General features: G+C 60.1%; 14 protein-coding genes. 5 read left to right on the top strand and 9 right to left on the bottom strand.

Annotated elements, in window-relative coordinates; all coding sequences use genetic code 11:
- The coding region (locus RX395_RS05915) for a hypothetical protein (RefSeq protein ID WP_316366192.1) at nt 1-206 on the top strand (206 nt) is incomplete at its 5' end.
- A 115-nt stretch (nt 207-321) separates the two neighbouring features.
- On the opposite strand, the gene RX395_RS05920 is transcribed toward RX395_RS05915, so the two are convergent.
- The 5 genes from RX395_RS05920 to RX395_RS05940 form a co-directional block, all read right to left on the bottom strand.
- Nucleotides 322-2,274 (bottom strand): heavy metal translocating P-type ATPase, encoded by a 1,953-nt coding sequence (locus RX395_RS05920; RefSeq protein ID WP_316366194.1) that lies wholly within the window; start codon nt 2,272-2,274, stop codon nt 322-324.
- A gap of 100 nt (nt 2,275-2,374) precedes the next feature.
- Entirely contained in the window at nt 2,375-2,593 is a 219-nt protein-coding gene (locus tag RX395_RS05925; protein ID WP_117735568.1) for a cation transporter, read from the bottom strand.
- 63 nt (nt 2,594-2,656) lie between these two features.
- Complete coding sequence (locus RX395_RS05930) at nt 2,657-3,022, bottom strand: ArsR/SmtB family transcription factor (RefSeq protein WP_035137284.1); 366 nt, start codon at nt 3,020-3,022, stop codon at nt 2,657-2,659.
- 389 nt (nt 3,023-3,411) lie between these two features.
- Complete coding sequence (locus RX395_RS05935) at nt 3,412-4,533, bottom strand: hypothetical protein (protein ID WP_316366197.1); 1,122 nt, start codon at nt 4,531-4,533, stop codon at nt 3,412-3,414.
- 636 nt (nt 4,534-5,169) lie between these two features.
- On the bottom strand, nt 5,170-6,138 hold the full coding sequence (locus RX395_RS05940) for a 3'-5' exonuclease (RefSeq protein ID WP_316366199.1): 969 nt from the start codon (nt 6,136-6,138) through the stop codon (nt 5,170-5,172).
- Nucleotides 6,139-6,310: 172 nt separating this feature from the next.
- On the opposite strand from RX395_RS05940, the gene RX395_RS05945 reads away from it, so the two are divergent.
- The gene (locus RX395_RS05945) at nt 6,311-7,399 is read left to right on the top strand and encodes a putative manganese transporter (RefSeq protein WP_316366200.1); all 1,089 of its coding nucleotides are present in this window, start codon (nt 6,311-6,313) and stop codon (nt 7,397-7,399) included.
- A gap of 168 nt (nt 7,400-7,567) precedes the next feature.
- Here the strand turns inward: RX395_RS05945 and RX395_RS05950 are convergent, their stop codons facing one another.
- The gene (locus RX395_RS05950; RefSeq protein WP_316366202.1) at nt 7,568-8,050 is read right to left on the bottom strand and encodes a YaiI/YqxD family protein; all 483 of its coding nucleotides are present in this window, start codon (nt 8,048-8,050) and stop codon (nt 7,568-7,570) included.
- Nucleotides 8,051-8,653 carry an HdeD family acid-resistance protein gene (locus RX395_RS05955; RefSeq protein ID WP_316366204.1) on the bottom strand — a complete coding sequence of 201 codons (603 nt, stop codon included), beginning with the start codon at nt 8,651-8,653 and terminating at the stop codon, nt 8,051-8,053.
- 264 nt (nt 8,654-8,917) lie between these two features.
- Between RX395_RS05955 and RX395_RS05960 the strand changes: the two genes are divergently transcribed.
- The 3 genes from RX395_RS05960 to RX395_RS05970 all read left to right on the top strand — a co-directional run bounded on the left by RX395_RS05960 (nt 8,918) and on the right by RX395_RS05970 (nt 10,868).
- Nucleotides 8,918-9,589, top strand: a complete 672-nt coding sequence (locus tag RX395_RS05960; RefSeq protein WP_316366206.1) for a nitroreductase family protein — start codon at nt 8,918-8,920, stop codon at nt 9,587-9,589.
- Between the two features lie 82 nt (nt 9,590-9,671).
- Complete coding sequence (locus RX395_RS05965) at nt 9,672-10,214, top strand: histidine phosphatase family protein (RefSeq protein WP_316366207.1); 543 nt, start codon at nt 9,672-9,674, stop codon at nt 10,212-10,214.
- 18 nt (nt 10,215-10,232) lie between these two features.
- Nucleotides 10,233-10,868, top strand: a complete 636-nt coding sequence (locus RX395_RS05970; protein WP_148332808.1) for a histidine phosphatase family protein — start codon at nt 10,233-10,235, stop codon at nt 10,866-10,868.
- Between the two features lie 129 nt (nt 10,869-10,997).
- Here RX395_RS05970 and RX395_RS05975 read toward each other — a convergent pair whose 3' ends face one another.
- The gene (locus RX395_RS05975) at nt 10,998-11,681 is read right to left on the bottom strand and encodes a DUF1015 family protein (RefSeq protein ID WP_316366210.1); all 684 of its coding nucleotides are present in this window, start codon (nt 11,679-11,681) and stop codon (nt 10,998-11,000) included.
- Between the two features lie 39 nt (nt 11,682-11,720).
- Complete coding sequence (locus tag RX395_RS05980) at nt 11,721-12,941, bottom strand: M20 family metallopeptidase (RefSeq protein ID WP_316366212.1); 1,221 nt, start codon at nt 12,939-12,941, stop codon at nt 11,721-11,723.
- Between the last annotated feature and the right edge of the window lie 168 nt (nt 12,942-13,109).

The following is a 13,109-nucleotide window of genomic DNA, read 5'->3' on the forward strand; positions in this document are numbered from 1 at the left end:
CGGCGAAGGTCAGCCAGGTGAGGGCGGCGTCCATACTGGGCACCAGCGAGAAGTACATCTCGATGCTGGAGAGGGGCCAAAGGGAGCTCAAGCCCATAAGGAGGGCCTACGAGGCATGGGTCGAGGCGGGGCTCCCGCTCGATTGGGACAGGCAGGCCTTCGAGGCCGAGCGCAAAATGGATTCTAAAAAACACCTTGCCAAATAGGAGCGTCAGCGCGAGGCCCGCCTTTCCGTTGCTCCGTAGGAGCAGGAAAGACGGGCCTCATGCGCGAGGACGTTTTCAAAACCAAGCCCGGTCCCGGCCGGACAGCCCACGAACGCTACAGGTTCTTGACCCCCATCGCGCGCATGGCGTTCAGGATGGCGATGATTGCCACGCCTACGTCGCCGAACACGGCAAGCCACATATTGGCGATGCCCAGCGCCGCCAGCACAAGGATCAGCAGCTTAATGCCCAGCGCAAAGATGATGTTCTGCCAGACGATCGTCATGGTCTTGCGTGCCACGCGGATCGCGCGGGAAATGTTGGACGGCTTGTCGTCCATGAGCACGACATCGGCGGCCTCGATCGCAGCGTCAGAACCCATAGCGCCCATGGCAATGCCAACATCGGCGCGCGTAAGCACGGGCGCGTCGTTGATACCGTCGCCGACAAAGGCGAGCTTGCCCTTGCCCGATTCGGCTGCCAGCAGCGCTTCAACACGCTCGACCTTGTCGCCCGGCAGCAGCTGCGCGTGGAACTTGTCGAGCCCCAGCCGCTTGGCCACCGCAGCAGCCACTTCCTCGCGGTCGCCCGTGAGCATGACGGTGCGCTTGACGCCGGCGGCGTGCAGGTCGCGGATCGTCTGCTCGGCATCGGCCTTTATGGTGTCGGCAATTACAATGTGGCCGGCATAGATGCCATCGACTAGCACGTGGAGGATGGTGCCGACGACCTCGCAATCGGGCGCTTCGACTCCGGCCGCGGCGAGCATCTTTGCGTTGCCAACGACGACGTGCTTGCCGTCGATGGTTGCCGTCACGCCATGGCCCGCGTCGTTGGTGGAGTCGCTTACGCGCTTGGGGTCGACCTCGCCCTGGTAGGCGACACGTACGGACTGCGCGATGGGGTGATCGGAGAACGACTCAGCAAGGGCTGCGACTTCGAGCAACGACTGCTCGGTATAGCCGGCCTCGGGGTGTACCGCAACCACCGAGAACGTGCCGTTGGTGAGGGTGCCCGTCTTGTCAAAGACGACGGTGTCCACGTCGGCGAGCGTCTCGAGGTAGTTAGAACCCTTGATGAGAACGCCCAGCTTGGACGCGCCGCCGATGCCGCCAAAGAAGCTCAGCGGCACGCTGATCACGAGCGCGCACGGGCAGCTGACGACCAGGAAGGTCAGGCCGCGCAGGATCCAGTCGGACCAGGCGCCGGTGACCAAGCCGCCGCCGAGCGCGAGTACCGCGGCAGCGCCGGTGACGGCGGGCGTGTAGATGCGGGCAAAGCGCGTGATGAAGTTCTCGGTGCGCGCCTTCTTTTCGCTGGCGTTTTCTACGAGCTCCAGGACGCGCGCGACGGTGGACTCGCCAAAGGGCTTGGTGGTGCGCACGTGGATGAGCCCCGTCATGTTGATGCAGCCGCTGATGATATCGTCTCCGGTTTTGGCCGGGCGGGGGACCGACTCACCGGTAAGGGCGGCGGTGTCGAGCTGGGTTTCGCCTTCGACGATGACGCCGTCGATGGGCACGCGCTCGCCGGGCTTGACCACGATGACGATGCCGACGGCGATGTCATCGGGGAAGACCTGTTCGAGTGTGCCGTCGGGTTGTTCGACGTTGGCGTAGTCGGGTGCGATGTCCATCATGGCGCTGATCGATTTACGGCTCTTGCCCACGGCGTATGCCTGGAACAGCTCGCCGACCTGGTAGAACAGCATGACGGCGGCGCCTTCGGCCATGTGCGGATCGGTGTCGGGGAAGAGCACCATGGCAAACGCGCCGATGGTCGCGACGGCCATGAGGAAGCTCTCGTCGAAGGCCTTGCCGCGGCGGATGTTATTGAATGCCTTTTGCAGTACGTCGTAGCCGGCAATCAAAAACGGCACGAGGAACAGCACAAAGCTGGCGTAGATGTCGCCCGGGGTGCCGAATGCGGCAGTGAGGGTGCCGAGCTCATCGAGGGCGTACACCACGGCAAAAATGCCCAGCGCTACCAGGATGCGGTTGCGCTTATGCTCGAGTGACTCTTTTTTCTTGCGCTTCTTCTTTTTCTTCTTTGGGTCGGCGGTGGCCATGACTCGTATCCTCCCATTTGAATGTATGAACACTCGCTCATACAATTTCGCGAGCAAAGGCCGCGGTAAGCGCGGCCTTGCGGGTTGGCGTAAACCTGGGCTAGAGAATGATCTCGCAGTCCGGCTCGGCGTCGGCGGTGAACTCCACAACGCGGTCGAGGACCTCGTCGAACTCGGCTTCATCGGCCTCGAGCGTTAGCTTCTGGGTCATAAAGTTGACCGAAACGGACTTGACGCCCTCGAGCTTGGCCAGCTCGTCCTGAAGCTTACGCGCGCAGTTGGCGCAGTCGATCTCGTCGAGCTTGAACTGCTTTTTCATGGTGGGTTCCTTTCTCTGTATTTGCGGCTTGGGTGCAGGCCGCGCTGGTACCGTGGTTGGTCGCTATTCGCAGATGTGGCTCATGCCTTGGTTGAGCATGGTGTAGACGTGGTCGTCGGCGAGCGAGTAGAGGATATTGCGCCCGTCGCGCCGGAATTTAACCAGGTGCGACTGCTTGAGTGTGCGCAGCTGGTGCGACACCGCGGACTGCGAGGTTTCGGTCGCTTCGGCGATGTCTGCCACGCAGAGCTCGCGGCCCATGAGGGCATAGAGGATCTTGATGCGCGTGGTGTCGCTGAAGACCTTGAACAGGTCGGCGAGGTCGTAGAGAAGCTCCTCGTCGGGAAGGTCCTCGGGCGAGCAGGTGGTCGGGATCGCGGGTTCGGTGGCCTCGATGTCGAGTTTCGTTTCATCAACGCGGATGCTCATTGCAATATCCTTTCATATGAACATGCGCTCATATAATTTACTTTCGATTATATGAGTGCATGTTCATATGTCAATACAATTTGCGATAATTTCGATGACTGCTTTCCGCCTCTGCGATTTTCTGTGGGTTGGGAGACATCGACGCAATGCTCGCCAACATATTTCGAGATGTTCGGCCAGCATGCTAAGAAAGCCACCTTGAGAAGCATTAGAACTGTTCATATTTGTACTTTATCGTGTTAAATACCGCGAGAATCAGTCCTTCCTCTACGGGAGTTCCTGCAGAATCAGTTTTATCTAAAGTTATATTGAGCATTGCTGCAGCCAATCTGGCACATCGGTGGCCGAATAAGTCGAAAAATGTAGGTGGACATCCGCAGAGATTGCCTTTAGAAGAGCGAATTCTCAATTAGATTAATAATCGTGTCGTCTTCCGTGCGGTTTTCATCGATTTTTGCGGACATGTCGCATTCCCAAGGCCCATTGATTTCCTCAGCAAGGGCCCCGACGTGTTGCATGTCGTCGGGTTCGGGCACATCGTTGATGCTCGGGTCATCAGCTTGCGGATATTGGCTTGCAATTTCGCGCTTGGCGGCCTCTTCTTCTTTGAGTGTCTCCAGGACGCGGCGACCGTATTCGAAGTAGCGCCGCAAGACAAATTGATGAAGAGTTTCTTGCAGGATGGCGAAGTTATCCGGGAGTCGACCGGGCCATATCTTCTCGCGAATGCGAATTGCTTCCATGACCCGTCTAAAAGCGGACTGCTTGAAAAACGAATGACGATTAACTGTGATAACGGCATATCCCATGTTTCGCAGCGTGTTTCGGCGCTCCTCGTCAATTGACTGCTGCCCGGGCTCGTCGTGGTAAAAGCCGTTGTATTCGATATCGGTCATCGAATTTTCGAGCAGCGCGTCGAGGTAGAAAACCGTCCGTCGCGTTAGGGCGGCGTATCTTTTGGGGACTGGGATCGGATAATCCGTTTTGATAGCGCGTATGGCTAAGCCGCCCATTGACTTGGGCATTGTCAGCATCATGACAAACGCCGTTTCGAGTGGGGAGCGACAGCCTTCGCGTACATAAGAAAGTGCCTTAAGCGCTTTATTAGATCCACGATACCCCGATGCCTCTGAAAAGAAGGCTCTGAGCTCTTCAACGCTGGTTAGGGCTGGGCGCTCGCGATATTGAGTTTCGTCGGACGTTCCAAGCGCGTAGGAGCCGCAGATTTCAAAGTAATACTCAACGAGCTCCGAAAGGTTGAGGTCGGCTGTTGCTTCTAACGCGCACAGCTTGATATCGACGATGTAGACGTTCGGCTCGAGTTCTAGGTAGCTTTCTGCATCAAACGCATAGCGCGTGCAGTGGCAGATGCAGCCCTTGCGGTGCCTTTTGGCATTATTGGAAAACGTCAGCACATGGATGCGTTCAGAATCGACATTCTTTCTGTTGAGCCATGCTCGTGCTGCTTCCAGGTCGGACGTGGTCGGCGCAGACACCCTGATCTTTTCCATAGGTATGGGACCGGTCGCGTAGCTTGCGAGCGAGTTGGCTGTTTGGTATACGGCGCGTGCCGTGGTATGTGACAGAATGATTCCCATACGCGCATGATGGCATAGCGGACGCAGCATACGCCCGAAACTTCGGGCAACGGTATTGGGGCGCGGCTTATCTTCTGCGAACGGTGGGTTTTTGAGCTGTCGTATTGAGGGAGCAGCTTTGGCTGGGGAGGTTTCTGCCGGCTGCCCCTTTTTGATGAACTTTAGTTGCGGATTCGTAGCCCTAAGCGTTTTTGCCGACCGCTCAGATGCCTCACCAACATAATTTGAGTTATTCGGCCTTATCCTATACAAATGGTGCGATCGCAACGTCCTATTCGAATTGATTCAGGTAGATTTATGGGGCTTGGTTGCGAAATTAAGGCGATTTTAGCTTCGATTGCGGTTCAAGGGGCCTTGACTAGTGGTTCAGCTGGCCGAACAACTCAAAAAATGTAGGTGGGCCAACCTGCCGACTATGTGAAGCACGCGTATTTGCTCGTTTTGATGAAAACTAGGGTGCAGCCATAAGGCTGCGCCCTAGTTTACTGCGTGTCGGTGTGCCCAGACGGATTGCGCTGTGCCTGGCAGGCGCTCCCGCAGATGGATCGGTTATTTCGCGAATAGGTTCTTGAGGTTGAACTCGGCTTGAACGGTGCGGAGCATGAGGTCGGTGTCGTCCAGACCCAGATGCTGCTCGCTGGCGTCGGCGGCGAGGGTTCCACGGCGGCGCGCCCAGTTCTCGAGCGCGGCGGGGGCGGACTCGCGGGGGAGCGAGCGGACGTCGGCATCCAGGCTGCGGCAGATCTGGCGCGAGTCGATGACGATGATCTTGCCGGCACGGCGTGCCTCGGCGTAACCGTCCAGGTTGATCTTGAACCAGCTGTCCTCAAAGGCGGCGTTGTGCGCCATGTACGGGTACTTCTTCATAAGCTTGAGCAGCTGCTTCTGCAGTTCCTTGTTCTCGCGGAACGGCTTTTTGCCGTCGATGTCGTCCCAGGTGATGTGGTGGATATTCGACAACGGCACATCCTCGCCGCGGTAGATGTCAGGCAGGCCGCAGTAGTGCGCCTCGGCGTCGTGCGGAATGGCGTCGCTGGTGAGGTCCATGATCTCCCAGCCAACGTTGATGATGTAGCCGCGCTCGGGTGCACGGCCGGTGGTCTCGATGTCGATGCCGAGCACTGTGCCTTGGATAGGCTTGCGGGCGTACGCCACGCCGAGCGCGTCGCGGTCGCCGCGGATCTCGCGCATGACGGACGCGGCGGTGCGTTTTTGCATCTTGCCGATGGCGGCGCAGGTGTCGGCATCGGACAGGCCGCGCGAAAGCGTCGCGGGCGTCACGTTGCGCAGGCGTGCCTCGCCAATCTGGTCGCACAGGTCGCGGTTGCGGTCAGCCAGGTCGCGCACGGTGGCAAAGTCGAAGCTGGGGTCGCCCTCGGCGGTAAAGTACTCGGTTTCGAGCACCTTAAGGGCCTCTTCGCCCTTCTGGCGCTCGGACTCCATGGCGCCGTGATCGCCATAGATAAACATGGGAATAAACGGCTGGCGCTCGTATTCGAGTGCTTGTGAAACGTTCATATAACTGCTCCTTGGATGGGCCGCGTCGTGCGGCTCAGGGTCATTAAGATGTGGCGAGATGATAGTTTACCATGGGCAACTATTGGCATCGCGCCTAGGACAACTACAATACCCTAGTTGACCGCTAGGACTTTTACAATGCTGCCGAAAGACACGAAAGGTTCCATCCGTCATGGATTTGCTGATTGATATTCTGCTCGACGCCGGCAAGGACACGCTCTCGCTGGTACCGTTCTTATTGGTGACATATTTGGCCCTCGAGACCCTAGAGCACGTCGCGGGCGACAGCGTTAACGGCGCCATCAAGCGCGCCGGTGCCGCGGGCCCCGTGGTTGGCTCGTTGCTGGGTATGGTGCCGCAGTGCGGCTTTTCGGCCATGGCGGCAACGCTGTACGCCGGTCGCGTCGTGACCTTGGGCACGTTGGTGGCGGTGTTCCTTTCGACCTCCGACGAGATGCTGCCGCTGCTACTTGCCGAGCAGGTTCCCGTGCAGACCATGGCGATGCTTTTGGCTTCGAAGGCACTGATCGCGCTGGTCACGGGCTTTATCGTGGACGCGGCTATCCGCGGCCTTCGTCGTAACGCTCGCGCGCATGCGGCGATTCGCCGTACCGTGCTGGGGACCGCTTCCAATCCGGCTCATGTGAACTGCGCGCACGACGACCATACCGGGGGCGACATCATTGATGAAGTGGCCGAGGCGGGCGTGAGCGCCGATCACATCCATGAGCTGTGCGAGCGCGACCATTGCGGTTGCGATGAAGACGAGGACGAGTACGAACACGGACATGGACACGATCACGGTCATGGGGGCGAGCATGAACACCATGATGGCCACGGTCACTCCCACTCTCACGAGAGCGCGCCCCTCCTGTCGATTATTCGCAGCGCCATCTCGCACACCGTGCAGGTATCGGTATTCATTTTTCTGGTGACGCTGATTCTGGTCGCCGTGCTCGAGACCTTCGGCGAGTCCGCGATCGAGCAGTTCCTGCGTGGCAACGAGACGCTCGCCGTCCTGGGTTCGGCGCTTGTCGGCCTGATCCCCAACTGCTCGGCCAGCGTCGTCATTACGCAGCTGTACCTGGAGGGCGCGCTACAGCTGGCGCCGATGCTCGCCGGCACGCTCATCTCTGCCGGTGTGGGCTACCTGGTGCTGTTCCGCACCAACCGCAGCGCTCGCGAAAACGCCGTGTTCCTGGTCATGATGTACGTCATCGGCGCTGGCTGGGGCCTCGTCCTATCTGCCTTTGGCCTCTAAGTAGGCCTAACAAAACGGGCTTCAAAATAGCCATGCACGGCGCTTGCACAATGCGGCGACGCATGGCATTTTGAAGCTCGTTTTTTTGTTGAGCCATGGATCCTGAGCGCTCACACAGCCCAAAACAAAAAGGTAGATTTTTAGGCATGTCCCAAAAATCTACCTTGGTTAGCGCAGCAGCTCGGTGAGGTTGCGCTTAAAACGAGCGCGGTCTTCGCTGGTAAATGCCGCCGGTCCGCGAGTGCGTCCGCCGGCGCGGCGCACCTTCTTTTCCTCGTGGCGAATAAACAGCTGCATGTCGATGGTCGCTTTGTCGTAGACGCGCCCGCGCACACCGATGGCGGCAGCATCGCGGCCGAGCACCATGCTCGCCAGGCCAATGTCCTGCGTCACGACCACGTCGCCCGCCTGCAGGCGTTCGACAATGGCAAAGTCGGCGCTGTCGGCGCCCACACTCACGTCGAGCGTCGTGACCCAAAAGCCGCGTCGCGCGTGCTCGGCATCGCGCGGGTCGTCGCGGCGAATGTGCCGTTCCAGGTTTTGCGTGCTGTTGCCGGCGATAACAACGGCGACGCCCGCCCGCCGTGCGCAGTCAATCGACTCGCGCGTGACCGGGCAGGCGTCTGTATCAATAAAAAGCGTTCGTGGCATCTAGTGCACCAGTTTGCCAAATTGAATAGCGCGAACAATCAATGTTACGCCAAACACCAGCAGCGCGGCGCCGCTAAAGATAACGAGCATCTTGGCCGACCACAGCGGATAGATAAACACGAACATGCCGGCGATGATGGAAAGTGCGCCGCTCAGGATGGCGAGGGCACGGTTGGACGAAAGCTCGGACTCCAGAATGGACATGACACCTTCGACAATCCAGCCAAAGCCGGCCACGATAACCACCATCGTGGTGAGCGTCGCGGTCGAGAAGGCCTGGTTGCGCAGGAGTATGACGCCGCCCAAGATAATGAGTAGGTTGGAGATGATGCTCGTCACGCGCCAGCCGGTGGGCAGCAGCGGCTCAAAAATGGCAGTGAACAGCCTAATGGCAGCAGTGATTACAAAGTAAAAACCCAGGACGGTCGTCAAAAAGACGAGGGACTTGGCGGGTGCAAAAAGCAGCGCGATACCAGCAATGAACGCCACGACGCCCGTGATGGCGTAGATCCAGCGCACGGCCTTGACGGCTTTGCCCGCCATGCTTTTCTCGTCAAATCCAAACTGGCTCGATTTTTGGTCATCGTTCTTAAAGATGCCCATAATGTCTCCTTTCCGTGCTGTGCACGTCGCGTTCATTGCTCTCCGTGCGGCGTACGCCAAAAGTGTTGCAACAAGTATCGCCCAAGGGCGCCGATGCATGGGGCGGGAAGGACGAATTGCCGCCCCACATTCCCGAATTGTTACTTTTGTTCCCGCTCCAGTGAGGATTAATCAACAATTGTAGAACATTGCAGCCCTGTTCGTTATTGCCTACGTTTTAGGTTAGATTTTCCTAAGGACAATTGGCTCGTATTGGGGGGTCCTATGAACGAAGCAGTTCCCGCGGCGCCGGTAAGCGCCGAGTCGATGGCAAAGCAGGGTTGCGAAAAGCTCGGCTTGAACGCGTTTGATGCGTTGGTTCGCCGCGCCCGTACGTGCCGTCGCTTTGACGAGTCCATGCGCGTGCCGCGTGAGCTTTTGCTTGAGCTGGCGGAGCTGGCGCACCTGACTCCCTGTGGTGCCAATGCTCAGCGTCTTCGTTTTCATGTGGTGAGCGGTGCCGAGGATTGCGCGCGCGTATTTGATGAGCTCGCGTGGGCCGGTGCGCTTAAGGATTGGCCGGGTCCTGCCGAGGGTGAGCGCCCGACCGGCTACATCGCGATTTTGGCCGAGCGCGCCGTTCCGGGTAAGCCCGCCGCTCCCATTACCGAGGCCGACACGGGCATTGCCGCGCAGACGATGATGCTCGCCGCCCGCAGCGCCACGCCCGAGGTGGCAGCCTGCATGTTCAAGGCCTTTACGCCCCACGCGATCGATGCCATGGGGCTCGATAACGACAAGTATGAGCTCAAGCTGATCATGGCGTTTGGCGTTCCGGCCGAGACGCAGGTGATCGATGCGATCGATTCCAACCCCGACGGCTCAATTAATTACTGGCGCGACGAGGCACAGGTGCACCACGTACCCAAGCGCCCGCTTGCTGACGTACTGGTGTAGCTGAGCGTCGCCGCGGTGTGATCCGGCGGTGAACCACCACAAAGGTGCCTGTCCCCTTTGTGGTGGTACGAGAGGAGGACATGTGGCCGATCTGTATTTGGTGCGGCATGGGCAGACTGAGTTCAATGTGCAGAACATTTTGCAGGGCTGGCACGATTCGCCGCTTACGGCGCGCGGGCGCGAGCAGGCGCTGGCGACGCGCGCGGCGTTCGAGGACCGCGGCGTGACCTTTGACCATGTGTATTCGTCTCCGTTGGGGCGGGCGCGGTGTACGGCAGAGCTAATTGCTGGTGAGGGCCGCTCGATAGAGCTGGTCGATGACCTGCGCGAGTGGCATTTGGGCACGCTGGAGGGTACATCAAATCGCGAGATGCCGCCGCAGCCCTGGGGCGATTATCCGGTGGCCTTTGGCGGCGAGTCGGAAGTGCAGCTCCGAGCGCGCATGGTCGCGGCGCTGTCCCGCATCATGGCCAGGCCGCAGCACGACTGCGTGCTGGCGGTTTCCCACGGCTCAGCCTGCCAGGAGTTTCTTGAGTATGTGACTGGCAGGGGAGAGCTACCCGACAACGGTGCCGTGCTTCATTTTGGCTATTGCGACGGGGCGTTTTCGCTCTTGGGTTGGTAACAAACGAAAGGACCCCCTATGAATAAAGACCTGTATCTGGTTCGTCATGGACAGACGATATTTAATCTCAAGCGCATTATTCAGGGCTGGAGTGACTCGCCGCTTACGCAGTTGGGATGCGACCAGGCGGCGCGTGCCGGCATGTTTTTACGTGCGCGCGGCATTGAGCCCGATCATGCCTACACCTCCACACTTCATCGCACCGAGCAGACTATCGCCAACTTGTGGCCGGGCTTGGCGTACGAGCGCCTGGACGGCCTGCGCGAATGGTTCTTTGGCGACTTTGAGGCCGAGCGCGTGATGCTTATGCCCGAGCGCCCGTGGCGCGATTTCTATCGTCAGTTTGGCGGCGAGGGCCAGATGCAGGTGCGCGACCGCATGGTGACGACGCTGACCGAGCTTATGCAGCGTCCGGACCATACGTGCGTGCTTGCGGTAAGCCACGGATCGGCCATCAAGGAGTTCATGGACCACGTGAAGGGCGCGGCGGCAGACGAGCGCGACCGTGTGCCGGGCAACTGCTCGGTGCTGCACTTTGCGTTTGACGACGAATCCGACACGTTTGAGCTGATTGAGATTTTTACGCAGGAGGATTACGCACGCGAGCTGGGCCTTGAACCGCTTGTGGCTACTGCAGGTCCGCAGCGCGGATAACGCGAGCGTGTCGGCTCGGGTCGCCGGCATAACTTCTCGACGCAAAAGGGGCGGAGATGCATGTACCTGCTGCATCTCCGCCCCCTGTTTGTTGAGCTGCCGATTTTTGTGCTGGGCGGTCTGGTCTTGCTAGAACCGCGCGACCTGGTGCGTGAGCAGACCTGTCGGAACCTGCGGCGCGCCGCCGCTGACCTGCGCAGCGGGGAAGAGCACGGCAACGGTAAAGTTGAACGGCTCCTTGCCGGTGTACGTTCCGGCGGAACGGGCCTCATCGGCCAGCAGCTGCGACGCCCCGGTCAGCGCGGCAGCGTAGGCGGGGTCGTCGGCCAGTGCCGGCTCCGGTGCTTGGTCGAGCATAGCGCGGATGGCCCCGACGGCGTCCTCGCGCTTGACCTCCCACGCGCGGTGCGTAATGCCCGCGGGGTCGGTGACGGCGTAGAGCGACGCGCCCTCTTTGGCGGCGCCCAGGATGATATCCATGACGGGCGAGGCCTCGTAGGCGAGCGACACGGGGCGCGGCTGCACCTTGAGCTCGGCGATCGCGCGCGCGGCGGCGGCCACGTCAGCGCTGACATCGCCCTTGCCACCCGCAAGTACACTCGTCGGGCAGATCGCCACGACACCCGTCACACGTCCCGGCTCGCCCGAGCATTCGTACACGTAATACGCCGCACCCGGGTCCTTGAGCATCAGGCCATCGGCAATGGCTCCGCGCAGAGCATCGTTGCCGCTCAGGATGCTGCCCATTGCGGGCAACGCCTCGAGCACGCGGTCCTGAGCCGGGCGGATGCAGGGAAACGGAAGTGCTTTCATGGGCGGTCCTAACGCACGAGTCGGTTTGTTCGCGGCTTATTATGCCCCAACTTGGCCGCTCGCGTCCCAGAGCACGTTATCGGCGAGCGCGATTAGCACCTGCTGACAACGAACGATATCGGCGTGGGGCACATATTCGTTGGGCTTGTGGGCGAGTGCGAGCGAGCCTGGGCCATAGCTCATGCAGCTACGGTTACCCGTCTTGCCGGCAATGACGGCAGTGTCGGTGTAGCCGGTAAAGAAGCCGACGGTCGTGTCCGCGTCCGTCACGTCATCGGCGGCACGCTTGAGCGCTGCTAGAAGGGGAGAGTTCGGGTCGCGCTCGATGGCGGGGCGGTCGCCCGTCACGGTGTAGCTGCCATGGCAGCCGGGAACGGCGGCTTCGGCGACGGCGATGGCCTGCTCTACCATGCGCGTCGCGGCGGCCGTATCGGTCGGCGGGGTCAGGCGCATGTCGACCCAGACTTTGGCGCGGTCGGGTACGACATAGGGACGGTAGCCACCTTCGATCTGTCCAAACGTGATGGTCGAAGGCCCCAGCTCATCGTGCGCGGGCAGCGCCACAAACGCGCGACGGAGCGAACACACGACCTCGGCCATGGCGGCGACGGCATCCGCGCCCTTCCAGGGCTGGCTCGCATGCGCCGTCACGCCAGCCATTTCAATCTCGAACCACGTACGCCCCTTGTGCGCCACCTGGATCTGTCCGTCGGTGGGCTCGGTGTCCAGCACCCATTCACGCGAGCCGACCCAGCCAGCATCGATCGCGGCTTCTGAGCCGCGCATAAAATCTTCCTCGTCGACCGAGCAAATGAGAGAAAAGCCGCGGTGGGGCAGCGCGCCATCCGCCACCACGCGCTCGAGCGTATGGACCAGAGCGGCAATGGCGCAGGCCAGGCCACCCTTCATGTCGCAGGCGCCACGGCCATAGAGTTTGTCGTTACGCACAACCGTCCCGAGCGGCGGAATGTCCGCGTCCCAGCCATCGCCCAAGGTAACGGTATCCATGTGGCAGATGTAGACGAGCCGTGGCTCGTCGCTTTGGCCCGGCACGGTGACCATAAGGTTGCGGCGCCCGGGGAGTACTTCGAGCTCTGCAATTTGCACGGCATCGAGTACCGGATGGCTCAGCTGCGCTAACCGTTCCTCAACCAACGCTTTGATATAGCGTTCAATCTCGCCCTCATACGCACCTGGGTCGGAACTGTCGATCCGCACGAGTCCTTGCGTAAGCCGCCAAGCAAAATCTGTATCAACCATAGGCACCTCACATATAGTTAGGTCAACATACAGATTGTATGCCAAGAAGCGGCTCGGTGCATTTAATGGAGCGCTCACAAAAACGGGGGCGCCTCTCGTGCGAAAGGCGCCCCCGTGGGCATTCAATGTCAGTGACGGGCAGGCCACATGGGAAACTGCCCGTCAGAT

The organism is Collinsella aerofaciens (assembly GCF_032584215.1).
In the GTDB taxonomy this organism is placed as follows: domain Bacteria; phylum Actinomycetota; class Coriobacteriia; order Coriobacteriales; family Coriobacteriaceae; genus Collinsella.

Excerpts from the sequence above, each read along its gene's own strand:
- RX395_RS05920 (WP_316366194.1), bottom strand. The coding sequence starts at position 2,274 with ATGGCCACCGCCGACCCAAAGAAGAAAAAGAAGAAGCGCAAGAAAAAA.
- RX395_RS05925 (WP_117735568.1), bottom strand. The coding sequence starts at position 2,593 with ATGAAAAAGCAGTTCAAGCTCGACGAGATCGACTGCGCCAACTGCGCG.
- RX395_RS05930 (WP_035137284.1), bottom strand. The coding sequence starts at position 3,022 with ATGAGCATCCGCGTTGATGAAACGAAACTCGACATCGAGGCCACCGAA.
- RX395_RS05935 (WP_316366197.1), bottom strand. The coding sequence starts at position 4,533 with ATGGAAAAGATCAGGGTGTCTGCGCCGACCACGTCCGACCTGGAAGCA.
- RX395_RS05940 (WP_316366199.1), bottom strand. The coding sequence starts at position 6,138 with ATGAACGTTTCACAAGCACTCGAATACGAGCGCCAGCCGTTTATTCCC.
- RX395_RS05945 (WP_316366200.1), top strand. The coding sequence starts at position 6,311 with ATGGATTTGCTGATTGATATTCTGCTCGACGCCGGCAAGGACACGCTC.
- RX395_RS05950 (WP_316366202.1), bottom strand. The coding sequence starts at position 8,050 with ATGCCACGAACGCTTTTTATTGATACAGACGCCTGCCCGGTCACGCGC.
- RX395_RS05955 (WP_316366204.1), bottom strand. The coding sequence starts at position 8,653 with ATGGGCATCTTTAAGAACGATGACCAAAAATCGAGCCAGTTTGGATTT.
- RX395_RS05960 (WP_316366206.1), top strand. The coding sequence starts at position 8,918 with ATGAACGAAGCAGTTCCCGCGGCGCCGGTAAGCGCCGAGTCGATGGCA.
- RX395_RS05970 (WP_148332808.1), top strand. The coding sequence starts at position 10,233 with ATGAATAAAGACCTGTATCTGGTTCGTCATGGACAGACGATATTTAAT.
- RX395_RS05975 (WP_316366210.1), bottom strand. The coding sequence starts at position 11,681 with ATGAAAGCACTTCCGTTTCCCTGCATCCGCCCGGCTCAGGACCGCGTG.
- RX395_RS05980 (WP_316366212.1), bottom strand. The coding sequence starts at position 12,941 with ATGGTTGATACAGATTTTGCTTGGCGGCTTACGCAAGGACTCGTGCGG.